The following is a 20,297-nucleotide window of genomic DNA, read 5'->3' on the forward strand; positions in this document are numbered from 1 at the left end:
TGCGCCATCGGCAGCCACGCGGCCACCAGTTCCTCACGCAGAGCCTCCCGCTCGGGACCCTCCCCGAGATCGGCGAGCCGGGCGAACAGGTCTGCTGTCACGGGAGCGTCGTCGTGGGTCCGCCGGGAGGTGGCCTGGGCGGTGCGGGCGGGCGTGGGGAAGCGGCCGGACGAAATGGTGGAGACCATGCGGGTATCACTCCTGGACTGTCTTTCCAGAAAGTCCGGAACTCAGGTTCCGGACACGTCCTGAAGGTTTGTCTGGGGGTGCCGCAACGGAAAGGCGTCCTGGCCCGGGAGGGTGCGGACAGCGTGGGGGATATCCCGCTGGGCATGCGCCTCCGGTCCGAAGCACTGAACTCCGCCTGCCCCTGCGCGTGAGTGGTAAACGCAGCGTCCTTGGACGGATGAAAGGTCTTCACGCTGTGGGCGCCCGGTGCGTCCGGCACGCCGGCAAGCACCGCCCGGCATCGTGAAGTACACGCCCGCGGATTCAGCGATGGCCTCTGATGCGGTGCCGGATGCCGATCGCCGCCCTTCCCACCGCCGTCGCCGTGGCGGACGCGAGGGCGGGATGGCGGGATGGCGGGCGAGGGCGGCCTGCCAGATGGTGGCGGCTGTGCTGGCGCCGATGTAGCGCCGTTTGCGCCGGGGACGGTCGGCGGCGTGCAGTACGCCTCGGGCGGCGACCTCGGGCTGGCAGACGGGCGGGACGGGCTGTGGTGCGCGCCGCCCGCTCGTCGGCGAGGCTCAGGCCCAGTCGGGGCGCCTTGGAACGGCCGACGGTGGGTACGCCGCCCTCGGTGTCCAGGACGCCGTCGAAGAGGAGGCGCTCACCGGTTACCCCGGAAGTCCACGTCCTTCGCCCGGACAATCCGGGCACCCATGTTGCGTTCCATCATCTCCAGGGCGGCGGACTCCAGATGGGGGTGGATGGAGGCGACGGCGTCGGTCGGCACGGTGACGTCCAGATGACGGATGTGCGCGTCCAGGGCGGAATACAGGACGCACTGCTCGGTGACCTGACCGGTCAGCACGACGGTCCCGACGCCCAGTTCCCACAGCAGATACGCCATGGGCGTGTCGTAGAAGATGGAGTGGCGTGTCTTGACGACGAAGAGGGAGTCGTCGTCCGGGCGGACCGGCTCGACCAGGCCGGCGTGCGGGCGCGAGAGCGCGGTGTCGACGAGTTCACCGTGGTGGGAGCGCCACAGCCCGAAGTTGTCGTTCGCGTAGATGACCGGCACGTCCGCGGTCCGGGCCCGGCCGATCAGTTCCGCCAGGACCGGTACGGCCCGTTCGGCGGCGGGCACCAGCAGCTCCGCGTCCTCGTGGTCGTACGTGTTGATCATGTCGATCACCACGAGTGCGCTGCCGTCGCGCTGTCCGGGCCCGGGCACGGTGAACCCTCGCCTCGTGCGGTCAGCCCCGCAGCGAGGGCGGAACCTTGGCGCGGTAGAAGTCGAAGAAGCCCTGCCGGTCCTTGCCGATCTGCACGCCCAGCCGGAAGCGCCCCTCCGACCGGACCGCGCTGGTGGCGGCCGCCTGGGCGGTCACCGCGGGGTGCATACGCACCAGCGGGCGGGTCACGGCCGTCTCCACAGGCAGCGAGACCGCCTGCGAGAGAGCGCCGGTCACCGACCGCACGAACGGGCTCCGGCCCTGGGCGTCGTGCCACGGATGGTGGTGATCGGAAATCCACAGCGCGTCGCATCCGGCCTGCTCCGCCATCCGAGCCCGCTCGACGCGTTCCGCCGGGCTGGGCTCCTCGCACGAGAGGAAGTATCCGAAGTCCGCCATCGTGCCTCCTGGACCGCGTCCGTCTGGGTGACCGCTGCCGAGTACCCCGTGGCGGCCGGGTTGTACACGGTGTCGCGGGCGCGAGAAGGGGTACCGGGGATGAGTGCCTTCGCGGGTACGAAAGCCCAGGCCACGGCGATGTTACGGAGGTGCCCATGGCACTGCGCGCACTGCCCCGGAAGACCCTGAGGAGCATGCGGACCTGGCGGGACTGGCGACGCGGCGACGATCTGCGGATCACGGCCGGCTCGACCGACGTCGAGGACGCGAGCCGCCGCTTCCTGCTCTTCGGCGCCCTCCCGCTGTGGGTGGTGCCGGGCCTGGCCGACTGGTGGATGCACCGGCGGACCCGGATCGAGCACACCAGCGGAACCAAGGAGTCCGCGGTCCACGCGCTGATGATGACCGAGGCCGGGATCCCGGTGGTCATGGGCCTGCTGGCCCGCGTCAACCCGCTGGTGCTCAGCGTGATGGGCGGCGCCGCCCTCGCCCACGGCGCGACGGCCTTGTACGACGTGTCGCTGGCCGTCGGCGAGCGGGAGGTGCGCCCGATCGAGCAGCACATCCACAGCTTCCTGGAGGTGCTCCCGCTCACCGCGCTGGCCTTCACCGCCTGTCTGCACGCCGACCAGGTCCGCAAGACCCTGCGGGGCGGCCCGGACCCGCAGGACTGGCGACTGCTGCCCAAGGAGCATCCGCTGCCCGCCGCGTACCTCGCGGGGCTCGCCGCGATCATCGCGGGCGGTGTCGCCCTGCCGTACGCCGAGGAACTGCGGCGCTGTGTGCGCGCCGCGGTGGGCGACGGGAGCCGACGATGACAGCCGTCGGCGTCGGCGCGGAACGGGCCGACGATCCGTCGCCACACCTGGAGCAGCGGCAGCCGCCCCCGGACATGCGGCATCGCGATGTTGCCGGCCGGCGCGAACTGGGCAACCGTAACGCGGGGTAGCCGGCAGGGGTGCCGGCCTGCCGGGCCCGGTCCTCGGCCAGTGCCAGGCCGAGGACACCGCCGGAGGCGCGACGGGCGGCCGGCAGCCGACGGAGGAGTGCTCCCGCGGCGTGGGGGTGGGGACTCCTCGTGTGCATGGCGCCGGCCGCCCACCGCCCGGCAGCGAATCCCGGGCCCACGGGGCGTGGCTGACGTGGCCTGTGCCTGGTCACCGGTAGCGTCGCGGCGGAGCGGACAGACACCGCGTATCGGTCATTCCGGCGAGTGTCGCCCCTCCGCGGGAGCCGGCGGTTTCCGGGCGGCGGGCAGGGCGCCCGCGAGGCGCTTTCCGCGCTCGGCCCGGCTGAGGAGGACCATGACCGAACTGTCGCAGCGGGTCGGCGAGAAGGCCGGGGCCTCCGCCGCTCCGGCGCCGCTCGGGCGCAGACTGCTGGGCTGGGCCACCACCACCGACCACAAGGTGATCGGTCGGCTGTACATGGTGACGTCCTTCTGCTTCTTCCTCCTCGCGGGCCTGCTCGCCCTCGGCATGCGTGCGGAACTGGCCCGTCCCGGGCTTCAGCTGATGAACCAGGACGTCTACAACCAGCTTTTCACCATCCACGGCACGATCATGATGCTGCTGTTCGCGACCCCGATGTTCGCCGGGTTCGCCAACGCGGTGATGCCCCTGCAGATCGGCGCCCCGGACGTGGCGTTCCCGCGGCTGAACGCGCTGTCGTACTGGATGTACCTGTTCGGCGGGCTGATGGTGGTCTCCGGGTTTCTGGTGCCGGGGGGCGCGGCGTCGTTCGGCTGGTTCGCGTACGCGCCGCTCAACAGCGCGTACTACTCCCCGGGCGCGGGCGCCGACCTCTGGGTGATGGGGCTGGTGGTCACCGGCGTGTCGACCACGCTGGGTGCGGTCAACTTCGTCACGACGATCCTGTGTCTGCGCGCCCCGGGCCTGACCATGTTCCGGATGCCGATGTTCACCTGGAACGTGCTGTTCACGTCGATCCTGGTGCTGCCGGCGTTCCCGGTGCTCACGGCCGCGCTGCTGGCGCTGGAGTGCGACCGGAAGTTCGGCTCGCACATCTTCGACGCGCACAACGGCGGGGCGTTGCTGTGGCAGCACCTGTTCTGGTTCTTCGGGCATCCCGAGGTGTACATCGTGGCGCTGCCGTTCTTCGGGATCGTCTCGGAGATCATCCCGGTGTTCTCGCGCAAGCCGCTCTTCGGCTATCTGCCGATGATCGGGGCCACGACCTCCATCACCATGCTGTCCGCGGTGGTGTGGGCGCATCACATGTTCGCGACCGGGGCGGTGTTGCTGCCGTTCTTCTCGGTGATGTCGTTCCTGATCGCGGTGCCGACGGGGATCAAGTTCTTCGCGTGGATCGGGACGATGCACCGTGGTTCGCTCTCGTTCGAGACGCCGATGCTGTGGTCGGTGGGTTTTCTGGTGTCGTTCCTGCTGGGCGGGTTGAGCGGGGTGCTCCTCGCGTCGCCCCCGCTCGACTTCCATGTCACCGACTCGTACTTCGTGGTGGCGCATCTGCACTATGTGCTGTTCGGCACGGTCGTGTTCGCGATGTTCGCCGGGTTCTACTTCTGGTGGCCGAAGTTCACCGGGAAGATGCTCGACGAGCGGCTCGGCAAGGCGCACTTCTGGCTGCTCTTCCCCGGGTTCCAGCTGACCTTCCTGGTGCAGCACTGGCTCGGTGAGCAGGGCATGCCGCGACGGATCGCCGACTACCTGCCGGCGGACGGGTTCACCCTGCTCAACACCCTGTCCTCGGCGGGCGCGTTCCTGCTCGGGATCTCCACACTGCCGTTCCTCTACAACGTCTGGCGTACGGCCCACCGGGGACGGCAGGTCGAGGAGGACGATCCCTGGGGATACGGCCGCGGCCTGGAGTGGGCCACCTCATGCCCACCGCCCCGGCACAATTTCGTGGCGCTGCCCCGGGTGCGCTCGGAGTCCCCGGCGTTCGACCTGCACCACCCCCAGATCGTGCGGCAGGCGGCGCGGGAGGGTCGCCGGTGAAGGTCGAGGCACTGCTGTTCGGCGGGGTGGCCGTCTTCTTCGGTGCGGCCGCCGCGCTCTACGGCGTGTGGTCCCACGCCGATCCGGCCGGTACGGCGGCGCTGATCGTGGCGTTCGGGATGGCCGCGCTGGTGTCGTTCTTCTGCGCCACCCACTACGTCCGGCGCGGCCCGCGCCCGCAGGACCGTACGGACGCGGAGGTGGCGGACTCCGCCGGGCCGCTGGAGTTCTTCCCGCCGCACAGCTCCTGGCCGATCGTCACCGCGTTCGGGTTCGCCGTCGCGGCGGTGGGGGTGGTGTTCGGTCTGTGGCTGTTCCTCATCGGCTTCGGCGTTCTGGCTCGGGGTGTTGCCGGGCTGGTGTTCCAGTACGCGAGCCGGGGGGCCGGTCAGGAGGACTGAGCGGCCTGCGCGGGGCGCCCGGCCGGAACGACGTGACCGGGCGGTGGCCGCTCTCGTAGCCGCCGGCCAGGGTCTGCCGTACCTCCCCCGTCTCCTCGCCCTCGGCCAGCAGTTCCTGCTCGGCGTGCAGGAGTGCGCGGCACACCGTGCGGGTCACGAAGAAGGCGGCGACCGGGGCCGCGATCAGGGCGGCCCGGAAGATCCACGTCAGGGCGTTCACCGAGATCCGGAAGCTCTGGGCGATGATGTCGTTGCCGCCGGCCAGCAGCAGGACGGCGTAGAAGGTGGCGCCCGCGGCGCCGAGGCCGCTACGCACGGGCCGGTCGCGTGGCCGGTCGCTGAAGTGCTGCTCCTGGCCGCCCTCCCCGGTGAGCCGTTGCTCGACGAAGGGGTAGGCGTACAGGACGAGGAAGAGCAGCGCGGGCAGCACGACGGCAGGCAGCAGGACGTTCCACATGAGGGTGTGCCCGGCGAGGTTCGTCTCCCAGGGCGGGACGAGGCGCAGCGAGCCTTCGAGGAAGCCGACGTACCAGTCCGGTTGGGAGCCGGTCGACACCTGGTCCGGCCGGTAGGGGCCGTACACCCACACCGGGTTGATCTGCGCGACGGCGGCGAGCGCCACCAGCAGCCCGGACACGGCGAGGGACAGACCGATCGAGGAGGCCGCGAACTGCGGGTAGAGCGGCTTGCCGGTCACGTTCTCGTTCGTGTGTCGGGGGCCGCGCCACTGGGTGTGCTTCAGGTAGAACACGAGCATCAGGTGGACGGTGACCAGGGCGAGCAGCGCGCCGGGCAGCAGCAGGATGTGCAGGGGGTAGAGCAGGGGGACGATGTCGTGGCCGGGAAACTCGGAGCCGAACGCGAACATGGCGAGGTACGTCCCGACGACCGGGATCGACAGCATGATGCCCTGGGCGATCCGCAGACCGGTGCCGGACAGCAGGTCGTCCGGGAGCGAGTAGCCGGCGAAGCCCTCGGCGAGGGAGAGCGTGAAGAGGGTGACGCCGATGGCCCAGTTCAGCTCGCGCGGCCTGCGGAAGGCGCCGGTGAAGAAGACCCGCAGCAGGTGCAGGCCGATCGCGGCGACGAAGACCAGCGCGGCCCAGTGGTGGGTCTGCCGCATCAGCAGGCCGCCGCGGACGTCGAAGCTGATGTGGAGGGTCGAGTCGAACGCGCCGGACATCAGCGTCCCGCGCAGGGGTTCGTAGGGGCCCTCGTAGACCACCTCCCGCATCTCGGGCTTGAAGAAGAACGTCAGCCAGACGCCGGTCAGCATCAGCACGGTCAGGCTGTAGAGGGCGATCTCGCCGAGCAGGAACGACCAGTGGTCGGGAAAGGACTTGCGCAGCAGCCGCCCGGCCCCGTCGTGAACGGGCAGCCGGGCGTCCACCGCGTCCGCGAACCGTTCCCCGCTGTGGCGTTCCTCGCCCTCGTCCGGTCCGGTCCCCCTCATGCGGCGGCCGCGGCGCTTCGCGCGCATCGCACTGACCTCACGTGACGCCCTCCTCAGGACCGTGTGTCTCGCACTCTGGCCATCCCTTGCCCGGAAGGCGCGGGGCGAGTGCCCCGCCGCCGTGAAACACCCGCGCGGCAGGGCTTCGGCACCCGATCGGATCAGCCGTCGCCGTCCGCGCGTCTCCTCGCGGCCCCGCGTGACCTGGCCGACCACGCCGGCGGACTCCGCGCTGCCCCGCCGCACCCCCTGTGCTCCTGGGCTCTGCGTGAGGGCATCACCGTGCGCCACCACCAGCTCCGGCCCGGCGGCCGACTCACGCAGTCGCCGAACACCGTGCGGACCCTCTGGACGACGCGCCCGTCCGCCTGGCGAAGTGGCGTGCCGGCCCCGCCCCGCGGGGCCGAACCAGGTTTCACGCCGGGCTCGTTGGACACTCGGGACAAGAAGAAGAACAGAGACAGGTAAGGACGAACCGGACCTCAACAGGCCGGACCCGGAAGGAAGATGATCCGCCGTGGCTGCGGAAGCCAGCAAACCGACCGCTGTTCGCCGCCCCGAGACGGGCTGGGCACGGGCGCGCCGCCTGCGCGGGCCAGGCATACGCACGTGCATGCGCGCGACGCTCGACAACGACGCGGGACGGTTGCGGCACAGGGACGACTGGAACGTCGTACGGGGCGAGGACTGACCGCCGCCACACGGAGACCGCAGACATCCCGTCACCGGCCGCGGCGGGTCCTGACCCGATCCGACCCCTGGCACACCGTTCGACCAGCTCCCGCGAGAGCGAAGGACGCGCCCTCAGCATGGGGACTCCTCGGCCCGCGCCCACTCGGGCCCGGCCGCCCGCGCTTGCGCGCGCCGCACCAGGTGGCCGGCCACGTTCCGGACGGCGCGGTTCACGGCGCTCGTGCGGGCGGTGCGGGACTCCGCGGCGACGGGCTCGGCCGCGTGTTGAGCGCGACGGCGGCGCAGGCCAGGACACCGGGCGGCACGGAGAAGAGCCGGCCATGGTGACGGGTGCCCGTGGTGCGTCGTGTCCATGCGGGTACTCGGCCAGTCCGGCCGACAGGGCCGGCGGGTCGACACCCGCATCACCACAGCGGACGGAGTGACGACGATGGCCAGCGCCACGGAGACCGGAAAGATCACCGGAACCGCCGACAAGGACTACAACCTTCTCTGGTACGTCGAGAGCTGCATGGATAACGCTCTGCGTCTGGACACCTACATCAAGGACGCCGAGCGGGAGAAGGACGCACAACTCGTCGAATTGTTCACCAAGGCACAGGCCGACAGCCGCAAGGGCGCGGACCTGGGCAAGGCGATGCTGCGCAGCCGCCTGAGCGGCTGATTCCCGGCAGCGGCGGGCTCCCTCCGGACCCGTTCGGCACAGCCCGCCGACGGTCCGACCCCGGGCTGCCCCGAAGCCGAGGCCCCGGGGCAGCCCGGGGTCGGCTTCTCATCCCCCATGGCGGGAGCGGGTATCCGGCAGGAACCGGCCCGACCCACACACAGCGACGCGACCTGCGCGTTCGGTGAGAAAGGGAGCGTGAGCCATGAAAGCAGTGACCTGGCAAGGTCGGCGGGACGTCCGGGTGGAGGATGTGCCCGACCCACGCGTCGAGCAGCCGACGGACGCCGTCATCCGTATCACCTCGACCGGCCTGTGCGGTTCGGACCTGCACCTCTACGAGGTGCTCACGCCGTTCATGACTCCGGGCGACATCCTCGGCCACGAACCGATGGGCGTGGTCGAGGAAACCGGCGCACAGGTCACGAACCTGCGCCCGGGCGACCGCGTGGTGGTGCCGTTCCAGATCTCCTGCGGGCACTGCTTCATGTGCTCGGCGGGCCTGATGACCCAGTGCGAGACCACTCAGGTGACCGGCGAGGGAATGGGTGCGGCCCTGTTCGGATACACCCGTCTGTACGGTGCGGTGCCCGGCGCCCAGGCCGAATACCTGCGCGTCCCACAGGCGCAGTTCGGGCCCATCAAGGTGCCCGACGGGCCCCCCGACGACCGCTTCGTCTACCTCTCCGACGTGCTGCCCACCGCCTGGCAGGCCGTGGCGTACGCCGCGGTGCCGCCCGGCGGCACTCTCGCCGTCCTGGGGCTCGGCCCCATCGGCGACATGTGCTGCCGCATCGCCCAAGCCCAGGGCGTGGAGCGGGTGTTCGGCGTCGATCTCGTGCCCGAGCGGCTCGCACGGGCCGCTCGCAGGGGCACCCACACCTATGACCTGCGGGTCTATGACGACGAGAAGGAACTGGTCCAGGCGATCCGGGACGAGACCGGAGGCCGGGGCCCGGACGCCGTCATCGACGCCGTCGGCACCGAAGCCCACGGCGGCGCGGCCGCCAAGCTGGCCCAGACCGCTACCGGGCTGCTGCCCCGTAAGCTCGGCGCACCGCTCGCCGAACGCTTCGCCGTCGACCGTCTCGGGGCCCTCCACATGGCCATCGACCTGGTTCGCCGCGGCGGCACGATCTCGCTCAGCGGTGTGTACGGCGGTATGGCCGACCCGATGCCGATGCTCACCCTGTTCGACAAACAGATCCAGCTGCGCATGGGGCAGGCCAACGTCCGCCGCTGGACCGACTCGATCCTCCCCTACCTCGCGGACGGGGACCCGCTCGGTGTCGACGACTTCGCCACGCACCGGCTTCCCCTCACGGACGCTACGCACGCGTACGACATGTTCCAGCGCAAGCAGGACGGCGCGGTCAAGATCCTCATGCGGCCCTGAGCAGCACATGTCCCGCGGTCGTGAGCAGAGGTGTGCCGGCGCGTTCTGAGGCACCGCCTGGCGCGCGGCCGCGGCCGGCCAACGGGCTCTCTGGGGCGCTCTCCGAAAAGCGAGGTGACGACATGACGGCGACCGACCAACCCGTGCCTGACGGTCTCTCGGCCCTGGTGACCGGCGGCTCCCGCGGTCTGGGGCTGCTGATAGCGGCCCGGCTGGCCCGGCGCGGTTACCGGGTGACCGTGTTGGCCAGGGACACCGACGAACTCGACCGGGCCGTGGCCTGGATACGGAGCCGTACCGGCCGCGCCGCGCGCGCCATGGCGTGCGACGTGCGGGACGAGCGAGCGGTGACGGCGGCGGTCCGGCGGACGGCGCAGCAGGAGGGCGGCCTCGATCTCGTGATCGCCAACGCCGGGGTGATCCAGGTGGCGCCCGCCGAGGCGGTGGGACCGCAGGCGTTCCGGGACGCCATGGAAACCATCTTCTACGGCGCCCTCCACACCGCGTTCGCCGCCCTGCCATACCTGCGGCGCAGCCCCGCCGGCGGTCGCCTGGGCCTGGTGGGCTCGGTCGGCGGACTGCTGGCGGTCCCCCATCTGGTGCCGTACTCCTGCGCCAAGGCCGCGGTGCGCACGCTCGGCGAGGGACTCCAGGAGGAAACCGCGGGGAGCGCGGTGAGCGTGACCACGGTCCATCCCGGGCTGATGCGGACCGGCTCCCACCTGCAGGCGGAGTTCGGTGGCCGGTCGGAAGCCGAGTTCGCCTGGTTCTCGGCGCTGGCGGGAACCCCGCTGCTGTCGATGGACGCCGAGCGCGCGGCCGACAGGATCGTGTGCGCCGTGGAGCGCAGGCGCACCCGGCTGGTGCTCACCCCGGTGGCCCGCATCGCCTCACTCGCTCATGGAGTCGCACCCCGCCTGGTGACGCGGGCGAGCGGACTGGCCGCCCGAGTGCTGCCTCCGGCACCTGACGACGCGGCGGAGCAGACCGGGAAGCGGACGGAAACAAAGCAGGGGCACGCCCTGGACGTCTCCGCCGGACCCCCCTGGCTGCGGACACTGCGCAGAGCGGGCAGCGCGCTCAACGACCGGGCGGCACGCCGCTACAACCAGCGCTGGGCGGGCCCGCCCACCAGCGCCTGAGCGACGAGCGTCTTCGACGACGCGCGGCCCCGCCCACGGCCCCGCCGGCTGTCGGCGGATGCGTCCGCCGGCGCCGGTGGAGCGCGGGTGTCAACGAGGAGACCTGCAGCGGGTCCCGGCAGCGGCACAGCCGGCGCCGGCGGAACGAAGGACGCGCAGCGCACATGACCTTCGCTGCCGCAAGGTCGATACTGATGTGCAGGACGCCCGGCCACCGACCTCAAGGGATCCCCGGAGAGACTGATGACCCGTCAGTTGAGTCAGCAGCTGGTCAGCACCGGTACCGCCAGGACCCGCCGCCAAGCGTCCGGGACCGCCGAGGTCAACACCCGGTTACACCTCGCTTGAGCAGGGAAATGCCGGTCAGGGAAGTACTTGCTAAGCTACATGGGAGCCAGCTATGAAGATGCTGATCAACGTCCCGGAAACCGTGGTGGCGGATGCGCTGCGGGGCCTGGCGGCCGCTCATCCCGATCTCACCGTCGACGTGGAGAACCGGGTGATCGTACGACGGGACGCTCCCGTCGCCGGGCAGGTCGGGCTCGTGTCGGGCGGGGGCTCCGGGCACGAGCCGTTGCACGGCGGATTCGTGGGCCCCGGGATGTTGTCGGCGGCCTGTCCCGGTGAGGTGTTCACCTCTCCCGTCCCGGACCAGATGGCCCGGGCCGCCGCGGCCGTGGACAGCGGCGCCGGCGTCCTGTTCATCGTGAAGAACTACACGGGCGACGTGCTCAACTTCGACATGGCCGCCGAACTCGCCGAGGACGAGGGCATCCGGGTCGGGAAGGTACTCGTCAACGACGACGTCGCGGTCACCGACAGCCTGTACACCGCCGGCCGGCGCGGCACCGGCGCCACCCTCTTCGTGGAGAAGATCGCGGGCGCGGCCGCGGCCGAGGGACAGCCGCTGGAGCGGGTGGAGGCCATCGGGCGCCAGGTGAACGAGAACTCCCGCAGCTTCGGTGTCGCCCTGAGCGCGGTCACCACCCCGGCCAAGGGCACTCCCACCTTCGACCTGCCGCCCGGCGAACTGGAGTTGGGCATCGGGATCCACGGCGAGCCGGGCCGGGAGCGGCGGGCCATGATGACCTCGGGCGAGATCGCCGACTTCTCGGTCAACGCGGTACTGGAGGACCTGTCGCCGCGCAACCCGGTGCTCGTCCTGGTCAACGGCATGGGCGCGACCCCGCTGCTGGAGCTGTACGGCTTCAACGCCGAGGTCCAGCGCGTGCTCGCCGAGCGCGGTGTCACCGTAGCCCGCACGCTGGTCGGCAACTACGTCACCTCCCTGGACATGGCCGGCGCATCGATCACCCTCTGCCAGGTCGACGAGGACCTGCTGCGGCTGTGGGACGCCCCGGTGAACACGCCGGCCCTGCGCTGGGGCATGTGAGCGAGGAGAAGCAGCGACCCGCGCCCATACCGCAACGCAAGGAGATCCCGTGCTCGACGCCGACTTCTTCCGCCGCTGGATGGCGGCGACCGCCTCCTCCGTCGACCGTGAGGCCGAGCGGCTCACCGCCCTCGACTCCCCCATCGGGGACGCCGACCACGGCAGCAACCTCCAGCGCGGGTTCAGGGCGGTGGTGGCCGCGCTGGCGGAGGAGGCGCCCGACACGCCGGGTGCCGTGCTGACGCTCGCCGGGCGCCGGCTGATCTCCACCGTCGGCGGCGCGTCGGGGCCGCTGTACGGCACCCTGCTGCGCAGTACCGGCAAGGCGCTCGGCGATGCGGCCGAGGTCAGCGAGGCCCAGCTCGCCGAAGCGCTGCGGGCCGGGGTGGACAAGGTCATGGCGCTGGGCGGGGCCGCGCCCGGCGACAAGACGATGATCGACGCCCTGGTGCCGGCGGTGGACGCGCTCGGCGACGGCTTCGGCGCGGCGCGGGCCGCCGCCGAGGAGGGCGCCCTGGCGACCACACCGCTGCAGGCCCGCAAGGGCCGGGCGAGCTATCTCGGGGAGCGCAGCATCGGTCACCAGGATCCGGGGGCCACCTCGTCGGCGCTGCTCGTCGCGGGACTTCAGGAGGCAGCCGATGAGTGACGACAAGCTGGTCGGGATCGTGCTGGTGTCGCACAGCGCGGAGGTCGCCGCCTCCGTCGCCGAGCTGGCCAAGGGCCTGACGGGCGGTGGTACGGCGGTACCGGTCGCCGCGGCGGGCGGCACCGAGGGCGGCGGGCTCGGCACCAGCGCGGAGCTGATCGCGGCCGCCGCCGCGTCCGTGGACCGGGGCGCGGGCGTCGCCGTCCTCACCGACCTGGGCAGCGCGGTGCTCACGGTGAAGGCGCTGCTCGCCGAGGGCGACGAACTCCCGGACGGCACCCGTCTGGTGGACGCCCCGTTCGTCGAGGGCGCGGTCGCCGCGGTCGTGACGGCGGCCACCGGCGCGGACCTCGGCGCCGTGGAGGCGGCCGCCGCGGAGGCGTACTCCTACCGCAAGGTCTGACACCCCCTGGGGGTCCGGCGGCTCATGACGGCGCTGCCGCCGGTCCCCCGCGTCCGCACCTCACCTCACCTCACCTCACCTCACCGCCGGGAAGCGCCCGTTCCACGCCTCGCTCATGCCCACCCCGCGTCAGCAGGCCGAGCGGGCGGGCGGGGCCTACACGGTCGAACACTCGCCCTGGGCCGCGTCGTTCCTGAACCTGCCGCTGGCCTCGCCTGACTCCTTCACGACCAGCCCCGTCGCCTGGGGGCCGTCCTCCTGAGGAGCCGAAGTCCTCCGGTGGGGCCCGGCGCCGGTGCGCGGCGCCGGGCCCCACCGCCGTGCGGTCAGCCGGCCGGCGCCGCCTACACGGCCACAACGGCTGGGCGGCCGTCTGCCCCCCTGTCGGGGGGCGGCCGGTCAGTCGCCCTCGGTGAACAGTGCCGCCAGGCGCTCCCCCTCCGCCTGCGCCGCGTCGCCGTCCTCGATGGGCTTGATCACGGAGTCCTTGAAGACGATGTAGGTGACGCCGGACGGCACCCCGCCGACGCGTGGGTCGGGGTCCACATCCAGGCCCTTCGCGGTGGCGTACGACGCCTCGCCGATGATGTCGCTCGGTCCGGTGTCACCGACGACGGCGTACTGCACCCGGTCCTTGTAGATCACGGCGGCGACCGCACCTCCCTGGATGCCGGACTTCCGGTAGTCCCAGCGGCTGCTGGGGCCCGGTACGACGACGTAGGGCAGCGTCTCGGCGTTGAGGTGGCTGCCGTCGGACTGCTGGAAGGCGGTGGCGGCGGAGAACGCCGGGTCGGCGGTGCGGTTGCAGTGGGCGGTGACCTGGCCGTCGCAGTCGATGTCGAGGTCGGCCTCCCAGAAGACGGCCTGGTCGGTACCGCACACGGGGACGGTGGCGGCGGTTCCGGCGTCGGTGCGATAGCGGGCCTTGGAGACCTCGGTGCAGTCGCGCAGCCGGTCCAGTCGGTGCAGCAGGTCGGTGGCGGTGATCCGGTGCCGCGCTCCGGGGGCGGTGAGCGAGGCGGCGGGGGCCGGCAGTGTGGTCGGGGCGAGCAGGGCGGCGCCGGCGGTGGCCAGCGTCAGCGTCTGGAGACGCACGATGAGGGACCCTCTCCGTGGGGGACATGGAGTCAACCGGACCAATGTGGTGGGGGCGGGGCGGCCGGGCCAGGAAGAGGGGGCCGTACAGGGCCGTACGGAGCAACGAAGTGACACTCCGTGAGCATCCGTCAGGGGCCGGGGCGCTGAGCCGGTGTCAGCCCAGTCGCCCCGGCCGCCCGCGTCGGCGCGGGATCAGCGACGACAGCGTTCCGCGCCACGGGCGCGAACTCCCCTTTCCGCTGGGGAAGTTCGGCCGCAGAGCACTCAGCATACGTAACTCTCCCCCGCTGTCTCCAATACGGCCCTCTTGATGTCCGCATCCCGGGCAGGCCATATTGGTCCGGACCTTTGCCGTCCTGCCGTCCCCGGGGAGGCGGAACCGTGCGCCGTGTTGCCGTCCTGGTCTGCGCCCTGCTGCTCATGACGTCCTGTGGCTGGGGCGGGACCGCCGACGGCGACAGCGGCCGGCTGCCCGGCGCCCCGACGGGGGTCACCGCGGCGGCCGGGAGCGCGACGAGTGTGCACGTGATGTGGAACGCGTTGCCGGCCGGCTCGGGCGTCCGCGGCTACGAGGTATATCGAGGCACCACGAAGGCCGTTGACGTGCCGGGGTCCCAGCACATGGTGGACGTCACCAGGCTCAGGCCGTCCACCATGTATGCGTTCACCGTCCGGGCGCGGGGCGAGGACGGCAGCCTCGGCCCGCGCAGCCGTGCGGTGCGGGCGACGACCCCGGCGGTGGCCGCGGCGGACCGCACGGCGCCGACCCGGCCGGCGCACCCGAGCGGCCGGACCGTGGGCAGCCGTGCGGTGCAGCTCTCCTGGGACGCCGCGAAGGACGACCGGGCGGTGGTGTCGTACGACATCTACCAGGGCGGTGCGAAGATCCACAGTGTGGGCGGAAACCAGACCGCGACCGTGGTCACGGGGCTGCGGCCGGGTACGCGCTACGTGTTCACCGTCCGGGCCCGGGACGCGGCCGACAACCTCTCGCCGGCCGGCGCGGCGGTGCGCCTGACCACACCGGGCAGCGACGACGGCCGGAACACCGCGCCGACCGGGTTCACGGCCGGGAGTCATGAGGAGAGCGGCGCGTACTACCTCGACCTGGCCTGGGACCCACCGCGCGTGGACGGAGTGATCACGGAGTACCAGATCCGGCTCGACGGAGGTACGACGACCTCGCTGGTCTGGGGCGGCACCCCACCCAGAGGCCACTCGACCTATAGCTTCTATGTGGGGCGGGACCATGGGGTGTTGCACCATGTGCGACTGCGGGCCCGGCTGCCGGACGGGACCTGGGGCGGGTGGTCGGCGCGGCGCGCCGTCACGACGGGGGCGTGAACGGCAGCCGGGCCTGGGCTGCACGGAGGAATAGATCACCTGGACGGCCGCCCCCGGGTGCGGCGCGGGCCGACGCCGCTTTGGCTGACCCTGAGGCAGCACGGGAGTCTCCGATCCTCGGCGGCGCAAGGGACGTTCCGCCTACCGTGCCGCCGGAGGGCAGCCACATGCGAAACTCACGACTTCTCCTCCGCTCCGGCCTGACCCTGGCGGCCGCCGCCGCGCTCCCGACCTGGCTCGCCGGCCCGTCCGCCGCGCTCTCGGGCATCTCGGTGAGCACCACCGGGACCACGGTCTCGGTGGTCACCAGTGCCTGCACGCAGAGCGGCGGCAGCTGGGGCAACGCCTCGCTGCTCAACAGCGGTCAGACCGCCTTCGCCCAAGGGCGGCAGGCGGCTCTGGCAGGCACCACGGTGAGCCAGTCGGCCGCCTGGTCGGGGGTGTCGCCGGGCACCTACACGGTGGTCGTCGTCTGCTCCAACGGCGGAACGGCGGGCACCCAGTCGGTGATCGTGTCCGGAACCGCCGCCGCGCCGCCGACGACCTCCTCCACCACCACCAGGTCGGCCGCGCCCTCCCGGGGCGTGATGGGCGGCCTGGGCGGTGCCGCCCGCGACTACGGCCCGCTCACGCTGGGCATCGGCGCGGCGCTGGTCGGCTCGGGCGTCATCGCCACCGGCTGGTACCTGCGCAAGCGCTCGAAGCCGTACCGGCTCTGACCCCGCTCAGGCCTGCGGGAGTTCGCCGAACTCCCGCAAAGCCTGGCTGAGCCACTGCGTCCAGAAGGACTCCAGGTCGATGCCGGCCCGCAGCACCAGATGACGCAGCCGGTCCTCGGGGGCGTCCTTGCCCGGCGGGAAGTCGCGCCGCTGGATCTCCTCGTACTCGGCCAGCTGCCGCCGGTGCAGTTCCAGATGACGGTGAAGATCGGCTTCGAGTCCGTCGGTGCCGACCACCGCCGCCGCGCGCAACCGCAGCAGCAGCACGTCCCGCTGCGGCTTGGGGTCCTGGGCGGCGGCGGTCCAGCGGGCCAGTTCGGCGCGGCCCGCGGGCAGCACCTCGTAGCTCTTCTTCTGCCCGCGGGCCGGCTGCTCGGCCGGCAGGGTGCGGATGTAGCCCTCGGCCTCCAGTTTTCCCAGCTCGCGGTAGATCTGCTGGTGTGTCGCCGACCAGAAGTAGCCGATCGACCGGTCGAACCTGCGGGTCAGCTCCAGCCCCGACGACGGCTTCTCTAGCAGGGCGGTGAGGATCGCGTGCGGGAGTGACATGGGCTCATCCTAGGGACGGCCCCTACAGGGCGGCCGCCAGCTCGGTGCCCTGCTTGATGGCCCGCTTGGCGTCCAGCTCGGCGGCGACGTCGGCACCGCCGATGACGTGCGCGCTGCAGCCGGCGGCGACCAGCTCCTCGTACAGGTCCCGGCGCGGTTCCTGTCCGGTGCACAGCACGACGGTGTCGACCTCCAGGACGGTGCTCTCCCCGTCGACGGTGACATGCAGTCCGGCGTCGTCGATCAGGTCGTAGCGCACCCCCGGGACCATGGTGACGCCCCGGTGCTTGAGTTCGGCGCGGTGGATCCAGCCGGTGGTCTTGCCGAGGCCGGCGCCGACCTTGCCGGTCCGGCGCTGGAGCAGGTGGACGGTGCGCGGGGGCGCGGGGCGCTCGGGGGCGGTGAGGCCGCCGGGGGCCCGGTAGTCCATGTCGACGCCCCAGTGCCTGAAGTACGTCGCCGGGTCCTCGCTCGCCTTGTCGCCGCCGTCGGTGAGGTACTCGGCGACGTCGAAGCCGATGCCGCCGGCGCCGAGGATCGCGACCCGGTCGCCGACGGGGGCGCCGTCGCGCAGCACGTCGAGGTAGCCGAGGACGCGGGGGTGGTCGGCGCCGGGGATGTCGGGGGTGCGCGGGGTGACGCCGGTGGCGACCACGACCTCGTCGTAGCCGGTGACGTCCTCGGGCTCCACGGTGGTGTTCAGGCGTACGTCCACGCCGTGGGCGTCCAGCTGGTGGCGGAAGTAGCGCAGGGTCTCGTCGAACTCCTGCTTGCCGGGGACCTTGCGGGCCACGTTCAGCTGACCGCCGATCTCGGCGGCCGCGTCGAAGAGGGTGACCTGGTGGCCGCGTTCGGCGGCGGAGACCGCGCAGGCGAGGCCGGCCGGTCCCGCGCCGACGACCGCGACGCGCTTGCGCCGCCGGGTCGGGGCGAGGACCAGTTCGGTCTCGTGGCAGGCGCGCGGGTTGACCAGGCAGGAGGTGACCTTGCCGCTGAAGGTGTGGTCGAGGCAGGCCTGGTTGCAGCCGATGCACGTGTTGATCGCCTCGGGGGTGCCGGCCGCGGCCTTGGCGACGAAGTCGGGGTCGGCGAGCATCGGGCGGGCCACGGAGACCATGTCGGCGCCGCCTCCGGCGAGCAACTCCTCGGCGAGCTCGGGGGTGTTGATGCGGTTGGTGGTGACCAGCGGGACGGAGACCTCGCCCATCAGCCGCTTGGTGACCCAGGTGTAGGCGCCGCGCGGCACCGAGGTGGAGATGGTGGGGATCCGGGCCTCGTGCCAGCCGATGCCGGTGTTGATGATGGTCGCCCCGGCGGCCTCGACGGCCCGGGCGAGGGTGATCACCTCGTCCAGGGAGGAACCGCCCGGGACCAGGTCCAGCATGGACAGCCGGTAGACGATGATGAAGTCCGTGCCGACGGCCTCGCGCACCCGCCGGACGATCTCGACGGGGAACCGCATCCGGTTCTCGTAGGACCCGCCCCAGCGGTCGGTGCGGTGGTTGGTCGGGGCGGCGATGAACTCGTTGACGAGGTAGCCCTCGGAGCCCATGATCTCGACGCCGTCGTAGCCGGCCTGCCGGGCGAGGCGGGCGGTGCGGACGTAGTCCTCGATGGTCCGCTCGATGTCCTCGTCGGTGAGTTCACGGGGCGGGAAGGGGCTGATCGGGGCCTGGAGCGGGCTGGGCGCGACGAGGTCCCGGTGGTAGGCGTACCGGCCGAAGTGCAGGATCTGCATCGCGATCCGGCCGCCCTCGCGGTGCACGGCCTCGGTGACGGCACGGTGCTGTCCGGCCTCTTCCTCCGTGGTGAGCTTGGCGCCGCCCTCGTACGGCCGGCCCTCCTCGTTGGGCGCGATGCCGCCGGTGACGATGAGGCCCACTCCCCCGCGGGCCCGGGCCGCGTAGAACTCCGCCATCCGCTCGAAGCCTCGCTCGGCCTCCTCCAGGCCCACGTGCATGGAGCCCATGAGCACGCGGTTGGGCAGGGTCGTGAAGCCCAGGTCGAGGGGTTTCAGCAGGTGCGGGTAACGGCTCATCGGGGCCTCCGTGCGCGGTGTCGTCGCATCAGTTCTAGAGGACCGCGCACGGATTGTGCAACTAGTTGCACAAAGCCTCCGGGGTTACGTGTCTCAGATCACCGGACAGATCACCGATCACCGGCTTTCCAGCAGGACGTGCAGTTCCCTCTCCTGGTCGCCCGAGGCGGAGGACAGGTTGCGCACCGTGAACAGGGAGTCGAGGGTGTTACGGAGCCGGTCGATCGCCCAGTAGCCGCCCTGCGCGTCGGCCTCGACCGAGGCCGCGAGCCGGGGCGGCGGGGTGCACTCGTGGGCGTCGGTGACCTCGAACGTGCCGAGCCACACCATCGGGCGGCTCTCGTGGAGCTGCTGGGGCACGTCCTCGGCCTCCCGGTCGGACTCGAAGCACTGGCACAGCGCGTCGAACACGATCCGGGCGTCTTCCTTGCTGCATCCGCTGATCTCAAGCGAGACGGGTTCCTCGTGCAGTCGCTCAGGGCCCATGGCGATCGCTCCTCTCAATGGCGATGGCGCGGTCTCACGGGTTCCCCCGCGAACCGCGCCATGCCAACAGAAAAGCACCGATTTCCCCGTGGTGCAGAACCCGGTTCATCACCCGGGCCGGGAACTCAGCCCCGCGTGAACTTGTACGTCTTGCTGTCGGTGAGGATGCAGAACCCGGGCGACATCACGATGACGCGCAGGGTGCCGGTGCGCCGGTCGTAGTCGATGCCCTCGGCCTCGAAGGTGCCCGAGCAGGAGCTGCGCAGCGGGAGCTGGCGCAGCGCGGTGACATGTCCGGTGACGTCGCTCGACCCGGGCTGGGCGGACAGATCGATCTGCAGCAGGGGCTTGGTGTAGCCGAAGAGGCTGCCGTCCGGGTCGTCCGAGGAGCACAGCAGCGTGGTCGCACCGGAGAAGTCGCAGCCCTGGACGTCACGCACGGCGTGGTCCAGGTTGACGACGGAGGCCAACGGCAGGTTCGCGGACGGCGAGGTGCTCTTGTTGACGCCGGGCGTCGGGAAGACCAGGAAGCGGGTCATCGTGCCGTACTCGCCGGAGAGCATGTACTGGCCGTCGGGTGAGATCGCGTCCCAGGAGTTGTTGAGGGCCTCGCCGGAGGCGAGCGTGTGCACGTACTCCGACCAGGCGCCGCCGGGAGCCTGCACCCGGTACATCTTGGCGGTGCCGGAGTCGGCCTGGTACGGCTCGACGTAGTAGCCGTCGTACGACTCGTCGGGGTCGCCGACGTGGTTCCAGCCGCGGCTGGAGACGCCGATCGGGATGGTGCCGACGCCGGTGTAGCGGTTGGCACTGTTGGCGGGGACCTCGACCGAGGTCAGGCCCTGACTCTCGGTGAGCGGGTCGGCGCGGTCGGAGCCGGTCTCGGTCCAGGTGTCGGCGGCGGACGCCGGGCCGGTCGAGAGGGCGAAGGCCGCGGCGAGGGCGACCAGGGCGGTCAGGCCTGCGCGACAACGTTGCCGGGTGGACGCGGGCATGGAAGCCTACTCCTCGGTTCGGGGGGTGGGACGCGCGTGCGGCGGTCAGTCTGGCGTGCCCCTGACAGGCATGTACAGACCAATGACGGAACGGGAA

Annotated in this window: 20 protein-coding genes and 3 pseudogenes; 13 read left to right on the top strand and 10 right to left on the bottom strand. The window is 71.6% G+C overall.

Going from position 1 to position 20,297, the window contains the following annotated elements; genetic code table 11:
• The 4 genes and pseudogenes from ACWDGI_RS28650 to ACWDGI_RS28665 all read right to left on the bottom strand — a co-directional run.
• Positions 1-188 (bottom strand): annotated as a pseudogene (locus tag ACWDGI_RS28650) (B/F/G family RNA polymerase sigma-70 factor); the annotation flags it as partial.
• A gap of 417 nt (positions 189-605) precedes the next feature.
• Positions 606-722: pseudogene (locus tag ACWDGI_RS28655) on the bottom strand (SDR family oxidoreductase); the annotation flags it as partial.
• A gap of 110 nt (positions 723-832) precedes the next feature.
• Positions 833-1,351, bottom strand: coding sequence for a cysteine hydrolase family protein (locus ACWDGI_RS28660; protein ID WP_450764343.1), 519 nt, complete (start codon positions 1,349-1,351; stop codon positions 833-835).
• A 130-nt stretch (positions 1,352-1,481) separates the two neighbouring features.
• A pseudogene (locus ACWDGI_RS28665) lies at positions 1,482-1,799 on the bottom strand (LLM class flavin-dependent oxidoreductase); the annotation flags it as partial.
• 155 nt (positions 1,800-1,954) lie between these two features.
• Between ACWDGI_RS28665 and ACWDGI_RS28670 the strand changes: the two are divergent.
• The 3 genes from ACWDGI_RS28670 (at position 1,955) to ctaF (ending at position 5,178) form a co-directional block, all read left to right on the top strand.
• Positions 1,955-2,617, top strand: coding sequence for a diguanylate cyclase (locus ACWDGI_RS28670; protein ID WP_450763779.1), 663 nt, complete (start codon positions 1,955-1,957; stop codon positions 2,615-2,617).
• Positions 2,618-3,103: 486 nt separating this feature from the next.
• Positions 3,104-4,777 carry an aa3-type cytochrome oxidase subunit I gene (gene ctaD, locus ACWDGI_RS28675; RefSeq protein ID WP_450763781.1) on the top strand — a complete coding sequence of 558 codons (1,674 nt, stop codon included), beginning with the start codon at positions 3,104-3,106 and terminating at the stop codon, positions 4,775-4,777.
• Positions 4,774-5,178, top strand: a complete 405-nt coding sequence (gene ctaF / locus ACWDGI_RS28680; RefSeq protein ID WP_450763783.1) for an aa3-type cytochrome oxidase subunit IV — start codon at positions 4,774-4,776, stop codon at positions 5,176-5,178. The genes ctaD and ctaF overlap by 4 nt, the downstream gene beginning before the upstream one ends.
• On the opposite strand, the gene qcrB is transcribed toward ctaF, so the two are convergent.
• Positions 5,096-6,658, bottom strand: a complete 1,563-nt coding sequence (gene qcrB / locus ACWDGI_RS28685) for a cytochrome bc1 complex cytochrome b subunit (RefSeq protein ID WP_450763785.1) — start codon at positions 6,656-6,658, stop codon at positions 5,096-5,098. The two genes, ctaF and qcrB, sit on opposite strands and share 83 nt — an antisense overlap.
• 490 nt (positions 6,659-7,148) lie before the next feature.
• On the opposite strand from qcrB, the gene ACWDGI_RS28690 reads away from it, so the two are divergent.
• The 8 genes from ACWDGI_RS28690 to ACWDGI_RS28725 all read left to right on the top strand — a co-directional run bounded on the left by ACWDGI_RS28690 (position 7,149) and on the right by ACWDGI_RS28725 (position 13,233).
• Entirely contained in the window at positions 7,149-7,322 is a 174-nt protein-coding gene (locus ACWDGI_RS28690) for a hypothetical protein (protein ID WP_450763787.1), read from the top strand.
• 432 nt (positions 7,323-7,754) lie between these two features.
• Entirely contained in the window at positions 7,755-7,988 is a 234-nt protein-coding gene (locus ACWDGI_RS28695; protein WP_450764345.1) for a hypothetical protein, read from the top strand.
• Positions 7,989-8,193: 205 nt separating this feature from the next.
• Positions 8,194-9,384: a zinc-dependent alcohol dehydrogenase gene (locus ACWDGI_RS28700; RefSeq protein WP_450763789.1), complete on the top strand. Its 1,191-nt coding sequence runs from the start codon at positions 8,194-8,196 to the stop codon at positions 9,382-9,384.
• Between the two features lie 122 nt (positions 9,385-9,506).
• Positions 9,507-10,526 carry an SDR family NAD(P)-dependent oxidoreductase gene (locus tag ACWDGI_RS28705; protein ID WP_450763791.1) on the top strand — a complete coding sequence of 340 codons (1,020 nt, stop codon included), beginning with the start codon at positions 9,507-9,509 and terminating at the stop codon, positions 10,524-10,526.
• A 400-nt stretch (positions 10,527-10,926) separates the two neighbouring features.
• Positions 10,927-11,919, top strand: a complete 993-nt coding sequence (gene dhaK, locus ACWDGI_RS28710) for a dihydroxyacetone kinase subunit DhaK (RefSeq protein ID WP_450763793.1) — start codon at positions 10,927-10,929, stop codon at positions 11,917-11,919.
• 49 nt (positions 11,920-11,968) lie between these two features.
• On the top strand, positions 11,969-12,568 hold the full coding sequence (gene dhaL / locus ACWDGI_RS28715; RefSeq protein ID WP_362564837.1) for a dihydroxyacetone kinase subunit DhaL: 600 nt from the start codon (positions 11,969-11,971) through the stop codon (positions 12,566-12,568).
• Positions 12,561-12,971 (top strand): PTS-dependent dihydroxyacetone kinase phosphotransferase subunit DhaM, encoded by a 411-nt coding sequence (locus tag ACWDGI_RS28720; RefSeq protein WP_450763795.1) that lies wholly within the window; start codon positions 12,561-12,563, stop codon positions 12,969-12,971. The genes dhaL and ACWDGI_RS28720 overlap by 8 nt, the downstream gene beginning before the upstream one ends.
• Before the next feature lie 115 nt (positions 12,972-13,086).
• Positions 13,087-13,233, top strand: a complete 147-nt coding sequence (locus ACWDGI_RS28725) for a hypothetical protein (protein ID WP_450763797.1) — start codon at positions 13,087-13,089, stop codon at positions 13,231-13,233.
• A gap of 137 nt (positions 13,234-13,370) precedes the next feature.
• On the opposite strand, the gene ACWDGI_RS28730 is transcribed toward ACWDGI_RS28725, so the two are convergent.
• Positions 13,371-14,066 (bottom strand): glycoside hydrolase family 75 protein, encoded by a 696-nt coding sequence (locus ACWDGI_RS28730; protein WP_450763799.1) that lies wholly within the window; start codon positions 14,064-14,066, stop codon positions 13,371-13,373.
• 423 nt (positions 14,067-14,489) lie between these two features.
• On the opposite strand from ACWDGI_RS28730, the gene ACWDGI_RS28735 reads away from it, so the two are divergent.
• Positions 14,490-15,413: a fibronectin type III domain-containing protein gene (locus tag ACWDGI_RS28735; protein ID WP_450764347.1), complete on the top strand. Its 924-nt coding sequence runs from the start codon at positions 14,490-14,492 to the stop codon at positions 15,411-15,413.
• Between the two features lie 167 nt (positions 15,414-15,580).
• Positions 15,581-16,132 (top strand): hypothetical protein, encoded by a 552-nt coding sequence (locus tag ACWDGI_RS28740; protein ID WP_450763801.1) that lies wholly within the window; start codon positions 15,581-15,583, stop codon positions 16,130-16,132.
• Positions 16,133-16,138: 6 nt separating this feature from the next.
• Here the strand turns inward: ACWDGI_RS28740 and ACWDGI_RS28745 are convergent, their stop codons facing one another.
• The 4 genes from ACWDGI_RS28745 to ACWDGI_RS28760 form a co-directional block, all read right to left on the bottom strand.
• Positions 16,139-16,681, bottom strand: coding sequence for a PadR family transcriptional regulator (locus ACWDGI_RS28745; RefSeq protein WP_450763803.1), 543 nt, complete (start codon positions 16,679-16,681; stop codon positions 16,139-16,141).
• 22 nt (positions 16,682-16,703) lie between these two features.
• Entirely contained in the window at positions 16,704-18,719 is a 2,016-nt protein-coding gene (locus ACWDGI_RS28750) for an FAD-dependent oxidoreductase (RefSeq protein ID WP_450763805.1), read from the bottom strand.
• A gap of 117 nt (positions 18,720-18,836) precedes the next feature.
• Positions 18,837-19,205 (bottom strand): hypothetical protein, encoded by a 369-nt coding sequence (locus ACWDGI_RS28755; RefSeq protein ID WP_450763807.1) that lies wholly within the window; start codon positions 19,203-19,205, stop codon positions 18,837-18,839.
• 125 nt (positions 19,206-19,330) lie between these two features.
• A complete protein-coding gene (locus tag ACWDGI_RS28760) occupies positions 19,331-20,200 on the bottom strand; it encodes a hypothetical protein (RefSeq protein ID WP_450763809.1) in 870 nt (289 codons plus the stop codon).
• Positions 20,201-20,297: the final 97 nt, after the last annotated feature.

Source organism: Streptomyces sp. NPDC001220 (assembly GCF_053597895.1).